This is a genomic window from Nonomuraea sp. NPDC003560 (assembly GCF_042878785.1).
In the GTDB taxonomy this organism is placed as follows: domain Bacteria; phylum Actinomycetota; class Actinomycetes; order Streptosporangiales; family Streptosporangiaceae; genus Nonomuraea.
Map to the genome: position 1 here is coordinate 123,296 of NZ_JBIAOF010000008.1, position 14,645 is coordinate 137,940.

Sequence of the window (14,645 nt, forward strand, 5' to 3'; positions counted from 1 at the left end):
CCTGCTCCTCTTGACTCTCATATCGATGTGAGACTTTAGCGTCTACGCCATGAAGATGGACAAGGGTTTCGCGACGCTCGCGGCATTGTGCTCGAGCGTCTTCGTCGTGGGCACCTCGGAGTACCTGATCGCCGGGTTGCTGCCCCAGGTCGGAGCTGATCTTGACGTCTCCGTGGGCACCGCCGGACAGGCGGTGACCGCGTATGCGCTCGGAGTGGTGGCCGGAGGGCCGCTCATGGCCCTGCTGACCTCGCGTCTGCCGCGCAAGGGGCTCGCCGTCGGGCTGATGCTGCTGTTCGCGGCGGGCAGCGCGATCAGCGCGGGGGCGCCGTCGTTCGGCCTGCTCCTGGTGGGCCGCGTGGTGTCCTCGCTCAGCCACGCCGCCTTCCTGGCTCTGGCGCTGGTGACGGCGACCCGGGTGGTCCCGGCCGAGCGGACGGGCTCGGCCATCGCCACCGTGGCCTCCGGCTTCACCGTGGCCACGCTCCTCGGGGTGCCCCTGGGCGCACTGCTCGGGGAGAGCGCCGGTTGGCGGGCTCCGTTCGCCGTGCTGACCGTTCTGTCCCTGGTGGGCGCCATGCTTCTGGCCGTCGTCCTGCCCCGGCAGGAGGCGCCGTCCACGCGCCTGCGTGACGAGGTACGCGTGGTGACGCGCCGGCCGGTCATGCTCGCCATCGCCACCACCGCGGTGGGCTTCTCCGGGGTCGCCACGGTGTTCACCTACATCGCCCCGCTGCTGATCCGCGTCTCCGGCTTCTCCGCCGCGGCGGTCTCCGGTCTGCTGCTCGCCTACGGCGCGGGCAGTTTCATCGGCAACCTCACCGCCGGACGGCTGACCGACAAGTCGATGAGCGCCACCGTACGCGGGGTCTTCGGCGGGCTGGCGGGGACGCTCCTGCTGGTCCCGTTCGCCGTGGTGTGGCAGCCTGCCGCCGTGGCCTCGGTCCTGGTGCTCGGCCTGCTGGCCACCGCGACCATCGCCCCGCTCCAGGGACTGATCCTGCACCACGCGGGCGCCGCCCCGAGCCTGGCGGTCTCCGCCAACGTCGGCGCCTTCAACCTCGGGGCCGCGGCCGGCTCGGTCATCGGCGGCACGATCGTCGCCGCCGGCGCCCTGCGGTGGACCGGCCTGGCGGGCGCGGCACTGAGCCTGATCGGACTGGCCCTCACCTACCTCGTCCTGCCCCGGCCACGGACGTCACCGAAGACCGCCGAACACCAAGCCCTGACCCCCGCCTGCGGCACCCCCGGTACTGTCGGACGGTGCTCATCGGCTCACCGGACACGGTTTTGATCGTCATTCGAGGCAATTCCGGATCCGGCAAGTCCCCCGTGGCCCGCACCGTGCGGGAAACGTATGACCAGCGCGGCATGGCCCTCATCGGTCAGGACGTCGTACGCCGGGAGATCCTCCGCGAGCGCGACAAGGCGGGCGGCGTGAACATCGGGCTGCTCGACGTGATGTGCCGCCACGCACTGAACGCCGGCTACCACGTCATCCTGGAAGGCATCCTCGCCTGGAGCCACTACGGAGAGATGCTGCAGGCGCTGTTCCGCGACCATCGAGGCACGAGCCACGGCTACTACCTGGACGTCTCCCTGGAGGAGACGCTCGCCAGGCACCGGACGCGGCCTCAGCGCACCCAGTTCAGCTTCGACGACATGCGGCGGTGGTACCTCGAACAGGACGTCCTGCCCGGCGCGACGGAGACGATCATCGACGAGAGCAGCACCCTGGCCCGGACCGTCGGGCTGATTCTCCGGAACGCGGGCCTCGTGACCGGCGAAGCGACACGCCTGTGAGCAGTTCGGCCAGGCGGTCCGCGAAGGCGGTGAGCCGGTCCAGGCGCGCTCCGCTCCGGGCGATGCGGAAGCCGTGGCGCGGCACCGGCAGCAACGGCGTTGGCCGGCCGCCGAGGGCGGCGGGTGGCTTTGTGCGGGTGGGGAGTTTGGCAGTCTTGGTGCCATGTATCCCGCTTCTGCACTTGGCGAGTTCCTGCGGTCCCGACGGGCCCGGCTGCGTCCCGAGGACGTGGGCCTGAGCTCAGGAGTCAGGCATCGGCGCGTCGCGGGGCTGCGCAGGGAGGAGCTGGCGCCGCTGGCCGGAGTCAGCGTCGGCTACTACACCCGCCTGGAGCAGGGACAGAGCCCCAACGTCTCGGACGACGTCCTGGACGCCGTGGCCCGTGTCCTGCGGCTGGACGACGACGAGCTGGCCCACCTGCACCGGCTGGCCAGGGCCGCCCGGGCCGGGGCGAGGGCGAAGCCCGAGCAGCTGCGTCCCGGCATCAGGCTGATGGTGGACGCCTTCACCGACCGGCCCGCGATCGCGGTCGGCCGGCGGGGCGACATCCTGGCCTGGAACCGTCCGGCGCACGCGCTGCTCGCCCCGCACTGGCCCTTCGAGGGGGCGGAGAAGCCGAACTTCGTCCGCCTCGACTTCCTGGAGCTGGACTTCTCCCGCGGGCTGTACGCCGACTGGACGCAGAAGGCCCGCGACGACATCGCCTACCTGGAGGGCTCGCTGAGCCGCTTCCCCACCGACGAAGGGCTGAACGCGCTGGTCGACGAGCTGCTGGCGCTCAGCCCCGAGTTCCGTGCGATGTGGACCGAGCACCCGGTGAGCAACTGCGCCTCCAGCTCGCGCGACTACCGGCATCCGGAGGTGGGCGTCATGACCCTCACCGCCGAGCTCCTGCGCACGCCCGACGACGAAGGGCAGGGCGTGACGGTCTTCCAGGCCGAGGCGGGTTCACCGTCGGAGGAACGGCTGCGGCGGCTGGCCGAGCTGGCCACCGCCGTCTCACCGTAGGGCCTCAGGGGCGGGTCACGCGGCCGGGGCGGGGCGGCGCAGGAGGGCGCCGCCGACGAGGGCGCCGGCCAGCGCCACCGCGCCGGCCACCAGGAAGGCGGCGTGCAGGCCGCCGAGGGTGGCCGACGCCTCGGTGGCGGCCGAGGCGAGCGCTTCCGTACGGACGGCGGCGATCGCGGTGAGCCCCGCCACGCCGACGGCGCCGACGAAGGTGGGCATCTGGGCGAGGCTGCCCGCCACGCCCTGGTCGGCCTCGCCCAGCCCGGACGTGATGGTCGTGACGGCGGCCACCACCGTCAGGACGTGCCCGAACCCCATCGTGGCCGACGTCGCCAGCAGCAGGACCAGGCCGCCCTGGGCCGGCAGGAACACCATGGCGGCGGTGCCGGCGGCCTGCACGGTCAGGCCGGTGACGATGGTCGCCGCCGTCCCCCGCGTGCTGATCATCTTGGCCGCGAAGCTGCCCGCGACCAGGGCCGCGACGCCCTCCCCGAGGAAGCCGAGCCCGGTCTGCAGCGGCGTGTAGCCCAGGACGTCCTGCATGTGGATGCTGAGCAGCAGGGTCGCGCCGCCGCACATCCCGAAGGTGACCAGCCCGACCGTCATGCCCCACTTGACCGTCCTGCGGCGCAGCAGCCGCAGCGGGACGAGCGGGGCCGCGTGCCGCGCCTCGACGGCCAGGAACGCGCCCAGCAGCAGGGCCGCCGCCGTCAAGGTCGCCAGCGTCGGCAGGCTGCCCCAGCCCGCCGCCCCGCCGGTCGAGATGCCGTAGACCAGGGCGAACAGGCCGCCGCTCGCCAGCAGCGCGCCGGGCACGTCGAGCCTGGCCCGGCCGCGTACGGCCGTCTCCCGCACGACCGTCACCGCGCCCGTCATGACCAGGACGCCGATGCCGAACAGGATGAGCATCGTCCAGCGCCAGTTCAGGCCGCTGGTGATGAGCCCGCCGCCGATCGTCCCGACGACGAAGCCCAGCGACAGCAGGGCGCCGTTGACGCCCAGCGCCCTGGTGCGCTGCGGCCCTTCGGGGAACGTGCCGGTCATCAGCGCCAGCGCGGTCGGGCCGATCATGGCCGCGGCCACGCCCTGTCCCGCGCGGGCCGTCACCAGCAGCCCCGGGGTCGGCGCCAGCCCGGCCAGCAGCGAGAACACCGAGAACGCCGCCACGCCGATGACGAACAACCGGCGCCTGCCCACCATGTCGGACGCGCGTCCGAACAAGGGCATCAACGCGGCCGTCGGCAGCAGGCAGGCGGTGGCCACCCACTGCAGCGCCGGGGCGGAGAAGAAGCCGAGGTCCCTGCCGATCTCCGGCAGCGCCACCGTGATGATCGAGTAGTCCAGCCCGGTCATCAACGTCGCGCCGCACAACGTGATGAGGACGAGCCAGCCGCGCAGCCCCCATCGCGGGGTCGTGTCAGCGGCGGTCAGGTCGTGTGTGTCCGTCGTCATGCGGCCAGAGTGCGGCCGGCCGCGAAGATCGACCAGAGCCCTGCTGAGGGTACATCTGTCAGGTGCAGGACGGGCGGACGCGGGGGCGATCCGTCGCGTCCGGCAATTCGCTAAGGACGCTGCAGAATCACCGAGTCGGAGAGCTGGGTGAGCAACTCCAGTTGATCGAAATAGAGGCGCAAACTCGTGATGAGCCCGTCTTCCACTGTGCAGACATAACAGCATCGCAAACGAACAGGGCGGCCCGTGGGGTGAAGCACCTGACCGTCGGGCATGGTGTATGGGCCTCGGTGAGTTCCGACCATGAGAAGCTCGTCGACGGTTGTGGCCTCACACTCGGAGGACTCCGTGATCACGGCCCGGACGTCGGGGAACGCCGTCCAGAACTCCTCCAGATAGGAGGCCAGCTCGCTGTGTCCCTGAGATACGCCTTCGGGGCTGATGGACACTCCGGCCGGGCTGAAAGTGCCGAGCAGTGCCGTCATGTCGTGGGCGTTGAACGCGTCCGTATAGCGGTCGCGCACCTCGCGGGAAACATTCATGGCACCGGGTCCTCCTATATTCGCTCGATGCCCAGCGTGGCTGTCGATATGCAGTCGAATGACCAACGCAGGCTAGATCCGCAGACTCGACGAGGTGAAATTCTGGGCCTTTCGCAAAGGCGCGCCGCGCAGCGGCAGGTGGCCCAGGGGCACCGGTCGCATGTTGACGCGAACGTGAGGAAAGGATACGTTCCGGTAGATTTCACGGTTGTCCAAGGGAAATCCGGTGAGATGCCGGTGCGGACGCGCCACTGTATCCGGGACGTAGATCCCGGGAGCCAGGTCGCTTGGCAGCCGTGACCTCGTGATATGGGACGCGTGACCCCTGAGGAGGCTTGACATGACCGGGTTGTCCACCCCGTCGACGATTCCCTTTCCCCGCCTGCGCCCTTGGCTGCTGCTGGCCGTGCCCGTGCTGCTGCTGGTCGCCTACCTGGTTCTGATGGACAACGGCGCCATCTCCCAGACCGGCACCTTCCTGCACGAGCTGATGCACGACGGGCGTCACCTGCTCGGCGTGCCCTGCCACTGAGGGCCCGTCATGGTACGCACCTTCCTGGCCAGAGGTCTGCTCGTCGGACTCCTGGCCGGACTGATCGCGGGCGCCTTCGCCTTCGCCTTCGGTGAACCTCGCGTGGACCACGCGATCGCCTTGGAGGAGGCCGCCGCCCAGGCCGAGGCGCCCGATCCGGACGCCGGGACGGCCGGGCACAGTCACGCCGAAGCGGCCGAGCACAGTCACGGCGAGGACGCCGTGGTCGGCAGGCCCGTGCAGAAGGCGGGGCTGTTCCTGGCCACCGGGCTCTACGGGCTGGCCGTGGGCGGGGTGTTCGCCCTGGTGTTCGCCGGACTGCGCGGGCGGGTCGGCCCGCGTTCCGACGCGCGGCTGGCGCTGGCCGCGGCCGGGACGGCGTTCGCCGCGATCATCCTCGTGCCCTTCGTGAAATATCCGGCAAACCCGCCTGCGGTGGGCGACCCGGACACCATCAACAGCCGCACGCTGCTTTACGTGGTGATGATCCTCGTCGGGCTGGCGGCGACGGCGATCGCGGTGGCGACGGCCCGCCGCGTCGACGGCGGCCCGTGGGCGCGCTGGACGGCGGCGGCGGTCGCGTTCCTGGTGCCCGTCGTCGCCGCGTGGTGGTTGCTGCCGGCGGTCGATGAGGTGCCCGAGGGGTTCCCCGCCACGCTGCTGTGGGAGTTCCGGCTCGCCTCGCTCGGCACGCAGCTCGTCTTCTGGGCGGCGTTCGGCGCGCTGTTCGGCTGGGCGAGCGACCGGGCGGAGCGGCGTACGGCGGCTCACCCGCTGGTCGCGGCGCCGAGCTGAGCAAGGTGCTGTTCGTCCGGCATGCCACGACACCGGGGATGCGGGCCGGGTGCTTTCCCGCCGACGAGGACGCCGACGCGGCGAGCCTGACCAGGGCCGCCGCGGCGGGGCCCGTCGAGGCGGCGGCGGCATGGGCCGCTCCCTGCAGGGCCGCGCGGCAGACGGCCGCCGCCATGGGGCTGGCGGCCCGCGAGGCTCCCGCCCTGGCGGAGGCGGACTGCGGCCGGTGGCGGGGCCTGCCGTACGGACGGGTCGCGCTGGCGGAGCCGGACGCGCTGGCGAGCTGGCTGGCCGACCCGCACGCCGCCCCGCACGGCGGCGAGTCACTGAGCGCGCTCGCCGCCAGGGTGGCGGGCTGGCTCGACTCGGTACGGGACGAGCCGCGGGCCGTCGTGGTCTGCGACGCGGGCGTCATCAGAGCGGCGCTCGGCCATGTCCTGGGGCTGGATCCGCTGCGCGCGGCCCGTTTCGACCTGGCTCCTCTGTCCACCACCGAGCTGACCGTCGCGCGGGACGGCTGGCGGGTGGTCCACGTCAACCGGAAGGCTGAGTCTTGATCGTCACCTATCCGTTCAGCGCCGTCGTCGGGCTCGGCGACCTGAAGCTGGCGCTGGTGCTGAACGCGGTGTCGCCCCGGGTGGGCGGGGTGCTCGTCCGCGGGGAGAAGGGAACGGCGAAGTCCACGATCGTGCGGGCGCTGGCGGCCCAGTTGCCCACGGTGTCCGTGGTGCCGGGGTGCCGGTTCGCCTGCGACCCCGCCGTACCCGACCCTGAGTGCCCGGACGGGCCGCACGAGCCCGACGCCGGGCGGGTGGAACGGCCGGCCGCCCTGGTGGAGCTGCCGGTCGGCGCGTCGGAGGACCGGCTGGCCGGCTCGCTCGACGTCGAGCGGGCGCTGACGGAAGGGGTGAAGGCGTTCGAGCCGGGGCTGCTGGCGGCCGCCCACCGCGGTGTCCTGTACGTGGACGAGGTGAACCTCCTGCACGACCACCTCGTGGACCTGCTGCTCGACGCGGCCGCGCTGGGCACCTGCTACGTCGAGCGCGAGTCGGTGTCGGTGCGCCATGCCGCCCGCTTCCTGCTGGTGGGCACCATGAACCCGGAGGAGGGCGAGCTGCGTCCGCAGCTTCTGGACCGGTTCGGGCTGACGGTCGAGGTCAGGGCGTCCCGCGACCCGGAGGAGCGCGCCGAGGTGGTGCGGCGGCGGCTGGCCTTCGAGGCGGACGCGGCGGCGTTCGCGCGTCGATGGACGGCAGCGGAATCGGCGTTGTCGGCCCGCATCGCCGCCGCCCGGTCCCGGGTTCCCGGCGTGCGGTTGCCGGACGCCCGGCTGCGGCAGATCGCGACGGTGTGCGCCGCCTTCGAGGTCGACGGCCTGCGTGCCGACCTGGTGACGGCGAACGCGGCCATCGCCCACGCCGCCTGGCAGGGCCGCGACACGGTGACGACCGAGGACGTGCGGGCCGCGGCCCGGCTGTCGCTGCCGCATCGCAGGCGGCGCGATCCGTTCGACGCTCCGGGCCTGGACGAGGCGCTGCTCGACGAGCTGCTGGAACGCACGTCGGGCGACGACACCCCGGACGGCGGCCCCGACGGCTCCGGTCCCGGCGGCGGCCACGACGGCTCAGGTCCCGACGGCGGTCCCGACGGCTCCGGGCCCGGCGGACCTGGCGGGACGCCGCCACCGGGCGACGGCACCGGACCCGGAACGCGGAACCACCCGACCGGCGAGCCCTCGGCGGACGGCCGGACGGCCGCCGCTGACCCGTCGGCGTCCGGGGCCGCCGGTGCGGACGCGCCGCCGATGGCCGGAGACCCCGCTCCGGACGCGTCGCCCGCCACGGGGACGGCGGCCTCCCGAGCCCCGGGGCCTCAGGCGGCCTCGCAGGCGGCCGCGCAGGTGGCGGGCGTGGCCGCGCCGTACCGGGTGCCGCTGCTGGAGGTGCCGGGGATCGGCGAGGGGGCGGTGGGCCGGCGGTCGCGCTCCCGGACCCGGCGCGGCCGGAGCGCCGGCGCACGCCGCCCGCCCGGCCCCGTACGCGACCTCCATGTGCCGGCGACGCTGCTGGCAGCGGCGCCCCACCAGCGGGAACGCGGCCGCCAGGGCCCCGGGCTGGCGCTGCGCGGCGACGACCTGCGCGAGGTGGTGCGCGAGGGCAGGGAGGGCAACCTCGTGCTCTTCGTGGTGGACGCGAGCGGCTCGATGGCGGCGCGCAAGCGCATGACCGCGGTCAAGACGGCCGTGCTCAGCCTGCTCCTCGACGCCTACCAGCGGCGGGACAAGATAGGACTGATCACTTTCCGAGGGGCCGGCGCGGAGGTGGCGCTGCCGCCCACCTCGTCGGTGGAGGCGGGCGCGGCCCGGCTGCGCTCCCTGCCCACCGGAGGGCGCACGCCGCTGGCGGCGGGGCTGGTGCGCGCGGCGGAGGTGCTGCGCGTGGAACGGCTGCGCGACCCCGCCAGGCGTCCGCTGCTGGTGCTGGTCACCGACGGACGGGCCACGGCCGGCGGCGACGTGGACCGGGCCGCCGCGCTGCTGGCCGGCACCGCGTCGGTGGTCGTGGACTGCGAGAGCGGGCCGGTCAGGCTCGGCCTGGCCGTCCGGCTGGCCGCACGGCTGCGGGCGCGGCTCGTGCCTCTCGACTCTCTGGCCGATCTCGGTTCGGTCGTCCGTGACCACAGGAAGGCGGTCTGAACATGCCTCAGGGAAAACCGGCTGTCGTGCCCGACGACGGCCTGACCACGCGCCAGCGCCGGACCCGTCCGCTGCTGATGGTGCACACCGGACCGGGCAAGGGCAAGTCCACGGCCGCCTTCGGGATGGCGTTGCGGGCCTGGAACCAGGGCTGGCCGGTCGGGGTGTTCCAGTTCGTGAAGTCGGCCAAGTGGCGCATCGGCGAGGAACGGGCGCTCAGGGTGCTCGGCGAGACGGGCGAGGGCGGCCCGGTGACCTGGCACAAGATGGGCGAGGGCTGGTCGTGGATCCAGCGGCCCGGCGCCGAGGAGGACCACGCGGCCGACGCCCGTGAGGGCTGGGAGCAGATCAAGCGCGACCTGGCGGCGCAGACGTACCGGTTCTACGTGCTGGACGAGTTCACCTACCCGCTGAAGTGGAGCTGGCTGGACCTGGACGACGTGCTGAAGACGCTGACGGACCGGCCGGGCAGCCAGCACGTCGTGATCACCGGCAGGGACGCGCCCGGACGGCTGATCGAGGTCGCCGACCTGGTGACGGAGATGGGCAAGGTACGCCACCCCATGGACGCCGGGCAGAAGGGGCAGAAGGGCATCGAGTGGTAGTCCCCCGGCTGGTGATCGCCGCGCCGTCGTCGGGCAGCGGCAAGACGACGGTGGCCACGGGGCTCATGGCGGCGTTGCGGGCGCGCGGGCTGCGGGTCTCGCCGCACAAGGTGGGGCCCGACTACATCGACCCGGGCTATCACGCGCTGGCCGCCGGCCGTCCCGGCCGCAATCTGGATCCGTGGCTCGTCGGGGAGGAGCTCGTCGCCCCGCTGTTCCTGCACGGCGCCGCCGGGTGCGACGTGGCGGTGGTCGAGGGCGTGATGGGCCTGTTCGACGGCAGGGGGGACACCGGCTTCGCCTCGACCGCGCACGTCGCGACGCTGCTGGACGCGCCGGTGGTGCTGGTCGTGGACGCGGCCCGGCAGAGCAGGTCGGTGGCGGCGGTGGTGCACGGGTTCGCCACCTTCGACCCGGACGTGCGGGTGGGCGGGGTGGTGCTCAACCGGGTGGGCTCCGACCGGCACGAGGAGCTGGGCCGGTCGGCGCTGGCGGCGGCGGGCGTGCCGGTGCTGGGGGCGATCCGCCGCGACGACGCCGTGGCCACGCCCTCCCGGCACCTGGGGCTGGTGCCGGCCGCCGAGCGCCGGACCGAGGCGGTCGCGGCCGTGGACCGGCTGGCCGCCCTGGTGGCGCGTTCGTGCGACCTGGACGCGTTGCTGCGGCTGGCGCGCTCCGCTCCCCCGCTGGGCGGCCCCTCCTGGACGCCGCCGACGCCCGCCGCGACGGGCGGCCGGCCAGAGGAGGCGGTGGCGGGTGCCGCGCGCGGCCAAGGGCCCGCCAGAGGCGGCCGGCCGGTGGTGGCCGTGGCCGGTGGGGCGGCGTTCACGTTCGGCTACGCCGAGCAGGTCGAGCTGCTGTGGGCGGCGGGGGCCGAGGTGGCCGTCTTCGACCCGCTGCGCGACACGCGGCTGCCGGACGGGACCGGCGCGATCGTGATCGGCGGCGGCTTCCCGGAGGTGTACGCCGCCGAGCTGGCCGCCAACGAGCCCCTGCGGCAGCAGGTCGCCGCCTTCCCCGGCCCGATCGCCGCCGAGTGCGCGGGGCTGCTGTACCTGTGCGACGAGCTGGACGGCCAGCGCATGTGCGGGCGCGTCCCGGGGCGGGCGCGGATGACGTCCCGGCTGACGCTCGGCTACCGGGACGCCGTCGCGCTGCGGCGCTCGCCGCTCACCAGGACGGGCGAGCGGCTGCGCGGGCACGAGTTCCACCGGACGGCCGTCACGTACGCGGGCGAGCCGCTGTTGCGCTGGGACGGCGGCCACGACGGGTACGGCGACCCCGGCGTGACCGCGTCCTACCTGCATCTGCACTGGGCGGGCGCGCCGCGCCTGGCTCAGCGGCTGGTGTCGTCCTCCAGGTCGCCCTCGGTCTTGAGGTAGACCTCCTGCAGGCCGCGCAGGACCTCCGGGTCCGGGTGCTGCCACATGCCGCGCTCGGCGGCCTCCAGGAGGCGTTCGGCGATGCCGTGCAGCGCCCAGGGGTTCGAGCGGGCCATGAACGCCTGGTTCTCGGGGTCGAGCACGTACGTCTCCGTGAGCTTGTCGTACATCCAGTCGGCCATCACGCCGGTGGTGGCGTCGTAGCCGAACAGGTAGTCGACGGTGGCGGCCAGCTCGAAGGCGCCCTTGTAGCCGTGCCGGCGCATGGCGGCCAGCCAGCGCGGGTTGACCACCCTGGCGCGGAAGATCCGTGAGGTCTCCTCCGACAGGGTGCGGGTGCGCACGGCGTCGGGGCGGGTGCTGTCGCCGACGTAGGCGGCCGGGGCCCTGCCGGTGAGCGCGCGCACGGTGGCGATCATGCCGCCGTGGTACTGGAAGTAGTCGTCGGAGTCGGCGATGTCGTGCTCGCGGGTGTCGACGTTCTTGGCGGCGACGGCGATGCGGCGGTAGGCGTCCTCCATCTGGGGGCGGGCGGCGACGCCGTCGAGGTCGCGGCCGTAGGCGTAGCCGCCCCACACGGCGTACACCTCGGCCAGGTCGGCGTCGTCGCGCCAGTTGCGGCTGTCGATGAGCGGCAGCAGCCCGGCCCCGTACGCGCCGGGCGCGGAGCCGAAGACGCGCATCGTGGCCAGCCTCTCGTCGCCGCCCGTCGCGGCCACGTGGGCGCGGACGTAGTTGTCCTCAGCGGGCTCCGCCAGCGACGCGACCAGCCGTACGGCGTCGTCGAGCATGCCGACCACGTAAGGGAAGGCGTCGCGGAAGAAGCCGCTGATGCGGACCGTCACGTCGATGCGCGGGCGGCCCAGCTCGGCGAGCGGGATCGGCTCCAGGCGGATGACGCGACGCGACGCCTCGTCCCATTCGGGGCGGACGCCGAGCAGGGCCAGCACCTCGGCGACGTCGTCGCCCGCCGTGCGCATGGCGCTGGTCCCCCACACCGACAGCCCGACCGAGCGCGGCCACTCGCCGGTGTCGGCGCGGTAGCGCTCCAGCAGCGACTCCGCCATCGCCTGGCCGGTCTCCCAGGCCAGGCGGCTGGGCACCGCCCGTGGGTCCACGGAGTAGAAGTTGCGGCCCGTCGGCAGCACGTTGACCAGGCCGCGCAGCGGGGAGCCGCTGGGGCCGGCGGGCACGTAGCCGCCGTCCAGGGCGTGCAGGACGTGGTCGAGCTCGTCGGTGGTGCGGGCCAGGCGCGGCACCATCTCGGTGGCGGCGAACGCCAGCACCCGCGCCACCAGCTCCTCCCGCCCCTCGGCCACGCCTTCCTCGGCCACGCCGCCCAATACCGCGCGAGTGACGGCGGGGGCTGCGCTCGGGGCCCAGGCGTGCTGCTCCATGGCCTCGACCAGGGCGCGGGCGGTCGTCTCGGCGCGGTCCACGTCGCCGAGCGCCGCCGTGCCGTCCTCGGCCAGGCCGAGCGCCTCGCGCAGGCCGGGCAGCGTCTCCCTGCCGGCCCACATCTGCCGGGCGCGCAACATGGCCAGCACCAGGTCCACCCGCACCTGGCCGGTGGGCGCCTGGCCGAGGACGTGCAGTCCGTCGCGGATCTGCGCGTCCTTCACCTCGCACAGCCAGCCGTCCACGTGCAGGATGAGGTCGTCGAACTCGCTGTCGTGCGGCCGGTCGGCCAGCCCGAGGTCGTGGTCGAGCCGGGCGGCCTGGATCAGCGTCCAGATCTGCGCCCGGATCGCGGGCAGCTTGGCGGGGTCCATGGCGGCGATCGTGGCGTGCTCGTCCAGGAGCTGCTCCAGCCGGGCGATGTCGCCGTAGGTGTCGGCGCGGGCCATCGGCGGCACCAGGTGGTCCACCAGCACGGCGTGCGCGCGCCGCTTGGCCTGCGTGCCCTCCCCCGGGTCGTTGACGAGGAAGGGGTAGACCAGCGGCAGGTCGCCGATGGCGGCGTCGGTGCCGCACGCGGCCGACATCCCCGCCGACTTGCCGGGCAGCCACTCCAGGTTGCCGTGCTTGCCGACGTGCACCATCGCGTGCGCGCCGAACTCGGCCGACAGCCAGCGGTAGGCGGCCAGGTAGTGGTGGCTGGGCGGCAGGTCGGGGTCGTGGTAGATGGCGATCGGGTTCTCCCCGAAGCCGCGCGGCGGCTGCACCATCACCACCAGGTTCCCGGCCCGCAGCGCGGCCAGCACGATGTCGGTCCCGCTGTCGCCCTCGTGCACGAACAGCTCTCCGGGCGGCGGCCCCCAGTGGCGTTCCATCTCCTCGCGCAGGGCCGCGGGCAGCGTCCGGTACCACTGCTCGTAGGAGGCGGCGGAGATGCGCACCGGGTTGCCCGCCAGGTGCTCCTCGGTCAGCCAGTCCTGGTCCTGGCCGCCGGCGGCGATCAGCGCGTGCACCAGCGCGTCGCCGTCCTGGTCGGCCACGCCGGGGAAGCCGTCGCCCAGGTCGTAACCCGCCTCGGCGAGACGGGCCAGCAGCCGGACGGTGCTCGCGGGGGTGTCCAGCCCGACCGCGTTGCCGACGCGGGAGTGCTTGGTCGGGTACGCCGACAACATCACCACCAGCCGCCGCTCTGCGGGAGGGGTGTGCCGCAGCAGGCCGTGGCGCACCGCGATGCCCGCCACCCGGGCGGCCCGCTCGGGGTCGGCGACGTAGACGGTCAGCCCGTCGGGGTCGATCTCCTTGAACGAGAACGGCACCGTGATGATCCGGCCGTCGAACTCCGGGATCGCCACCTGGGAGGCTGCGTCCAGCGGCGACAGCCCGTCGTCGTTCTCCTCCCATGCCTGCCGGGTGGTGGTCAGGCAGAGTCCTTGCAGGATCGGCACGTCCAGCCCGGCCAGCGCGCCGACGTCCCAGGCCTCGTCGTCGCCGCCCGCTCCCGCGGTGGCCGGACGGGAGCCGCCCGCCGCCAGCACCGTGACGACCAGGGCGTCCGCCGCGCGCAGCGTGTCCAGCAGCTCCGGCTCGGCCGCGCGCAGGGACGAGCAGAAGACCGGCAGCGCCTGCCCGCCCGCGTCCTCGACGGCGTCGCACAACGCCTCGACGAACGCGGTGTTGCCGGCCATGTGGTGGGCCCGGTAGTAGAGCACGCCCACCACGGGACCGCCGGTGGTCCTGGCAGGGCGGTCCAGCCGTCCCCAGGTGGGGGCGGGGACGGGCGGCTCGAACCCGTGCCCGGTCAGCAGGACGGTGTCGGACAGGAACGCGTGCAGCTCGGCCAGGTTGGCCGGGCCGCCATGGGCCAGGTAGGCGTGCGCCTCGGCGCACACCCCGCCGCTGACCGTGGACAGCTCCATCAGCTCGGCGTCGGGAGCCTGCTCCCCGCCCAGCACCACCACGGGGCGCGGCCCGGCCAGCAGCGCGTCGAGCCCGTCCGGCCAGGCCCGCCGCCCGCCCAGCAGGCGCACCACGACGAGGTCGGTCCCCTCCGTCAGGCCGGGGACGTCCTCGGCGGTCAGCCGGGCGGGATTGCCCAGGCGGTAGCCCGCCCCGCAGGCGCGAGCGCTCAGCAGGTCGGTGTCGGAGGTGGAGAGCAGCAGAACGGTACGGCTGTCGCCAGGCACGGCGCATTCCTCCCTCGGGGTCCTCGCCCCGGTCGCGGGTGACACGACGGCAGGAGTCTCCTGGCTCCCGGATCGACGCTCACCCCGGCCTTCCCGCCCGTCTCCGGACAGTGGCCTCGTGGTGGGGTTCGCTCCCCGGTCACAGTGGCGGGACCGCGCCGGATTCACACCGGCTTCCTCCCATTGCCATCGTCTACGCCGAAGCTTACGACAGGAGCGACCCGTCCCAGAAGTGGCGTTACGATCCCT

Annotated in this window: 12 protein-coding genes and 2 riboswitches; of the genes, 9 read left to right on the forward strand and 3 right to left on the reverse strand. The window is 73.7% G+C overall.

What is annotated here, in order from left to right:
• Positions 1-49 precede the first annotated feature (49 nt).
• From ACFYUV_RS29390 to ACFYUV_RS29400, 3 genes are all read left to right on the forward strand, one after another.
• Positions 50-1,294 (forward strand): MFS transporter, encoded by a 1,245-nt coding sequence (locus tag ACFYUV_RS29390; RefSeq protein ID WP_387673499.1) that lies wholly within the window; start codon positions 50-52, stop codon positions 1,292-1,294.
• Positions 1,264-1,803: an AAA family ATPase gene (locus ACFYUV_RS29395; protein WP_387673502.1), complete on the forward strand. Its 540-nt coding sequence runs from the start codon at positions 1,264-1,266 to the stop codon at positions 1,801-1,803. Before ACFYUV_RS29390 ends, ACFYUV_RS29395 begins: the two co-directional genes overlap by 31 nt.
• 163 nt (positions 1,804-1,966) lie before the next feature.
• A complete protein-coding gene (locus ACFYUV_RS29400) occupies positions 1,967-2,812 on the forward strand; it encodes a helix-turn-helix transcriptional regulator (RefSeq protein WP_387673505.1) in 846 nt (281 codons plus the stop codon).
• Positions 2,813-2,827: 15 nt separating this feature from the next.
• Here ACFYUV_RS29400 and ACFYUV_RS29405 read toward each other — a convergent pair whose 3' ends face one another.
• Together ACFYUV_RS29405 and ACFYUV_RS29410 are read right to left on the reverse strand one after the other, a co-directional pair.
• Entirely contained in the window at positions 2,828-4,264 is a 1,437-nt protein-coding gene (locus tag ACFYUV_RS29405) for an MFS transporter (protein WP_387673508.1), read from the reverse strand.
• A gap of 110 nt (positions 4,265-4,374) precedes the next feature.
• Entirely contained in the window at positions 4,375-4,806 is a 432-nt protein-coding gene (locus tag ACFYUV_RS29410; protein ID WP_387673511.1) for a nuclear transport factor 2 family protein, read from the reverse strand.
• Positions 4,807-4,982: 176 nt separating this feature from the next.
• A riboswitch (cobalamin riboswitch) is annotated at positions 4,983-5,112 on the forward strand.
• 34 nt (positions 5,113-5,146) lie between these two features.
• Between ACFYUV_RS29410 and ACFYUV_RS29415 the strand changes: the two genes are divergently transcribed.
• Genes ACFYUV_RS29415 through ACFYUV_RS29440 form a run of 6 tightly spaced genes read left to right on the forward strand, consistent with a single transcriptional unit; the run spans position 5,147 to position 10,815 of the window.
• A complete protein-coding gene (locus ACFYUV_RS29415) occupies positions 5,147-5,338 on the forward strand; it encodes a CbtB domain-containing protein (protein ID WP_352320001.1) in 192 nt (63 codons plus the stop codon).
• 9 nt (positions 5,339-5,347) lie between these two features.
• Positions 5,348-6,133, forward strand: coding sequence for a CbtA family protein (locus ACFYUV_RS29420; RefSeq protein WP_387673514.1), 786 nt, complete (start codon positions 5,348-5,350; stop codon positions 6,131-6,133).
• Positions 6,134-6,138: 5 nt separating this feature from the next.
• On the forward strand, positions 6,139-6,690 hold the full coding sequence (locus ACFYUV_RS29425) for a histidine phosphatase family protein (RefSeq protein ID WP_387673517.1): 552 nt from the start codon (positions 6,139-6,141) through the stop codon (positions 6,688-6,690).
• Entirely contained in the window at positions 6,687-8,828 is a 2,142-nt protein-coding gene (locus ACFYUV_RS29430) for a VWA domain-containing protein (protein WP_387673520.1), read from the forward strand. Before ACFYUV_RS29425 ends, ACFYUV_RS29430 begins: the two co-directional genes overlap by 4 nt.
• 2 nt (positions 8,829-8,830) lie before the next feature.
• Positions 8,831-9,433, forward strand: coding sequence for a cob(I)yrinic acid a,c-diamide adenosyltransferase (cobO, locus tag ACFYUV_RS29435; protein ID WP_387673523.1), 603 nt, complete (start codon positions 8,831-8,833; stop codon positions 9,431-9,433).
• A gap of 8 nt (positions 9,434-9,441) precedes the next feature.
• Complete coding sequence (locus ACFYUV_RS29440) at positions 9,442-10,815, forward strand: cobyrinate a,c-diamide synthase (RefSeq protein ID WP_387674347.1); 1,374 nt, start codon at positions 9,442-9,444, stop codon at positions 10,813-10,815.
• On the opposite strand, the gene cobN is transcribed toward ACFYUV_RS29440, so the two are convergent.
• Positions 10,770-14,396, reverse strand: coding sequence for a cobaltochelatase subunit CobN (gene cobN / locus ACFYUV_RS29445; protein WP_387673526.1), 3,627 nt, complete (start codon positions 14,394-14,396; stop codon positions 10,770-10,772). The two genes, ACFYUV_RS29440 and cobN, sit on opposite strands and share 46 nt — an antisense overlap.
• Positions 14,397-14,426: 30 nt before the next feature.
• Positions 14,427-14,637: riboswitch (cobalamin riboswitch) on the reverse strand.
• Positions 14,638-14,645 lie beyond the last annotated feature (8 nt).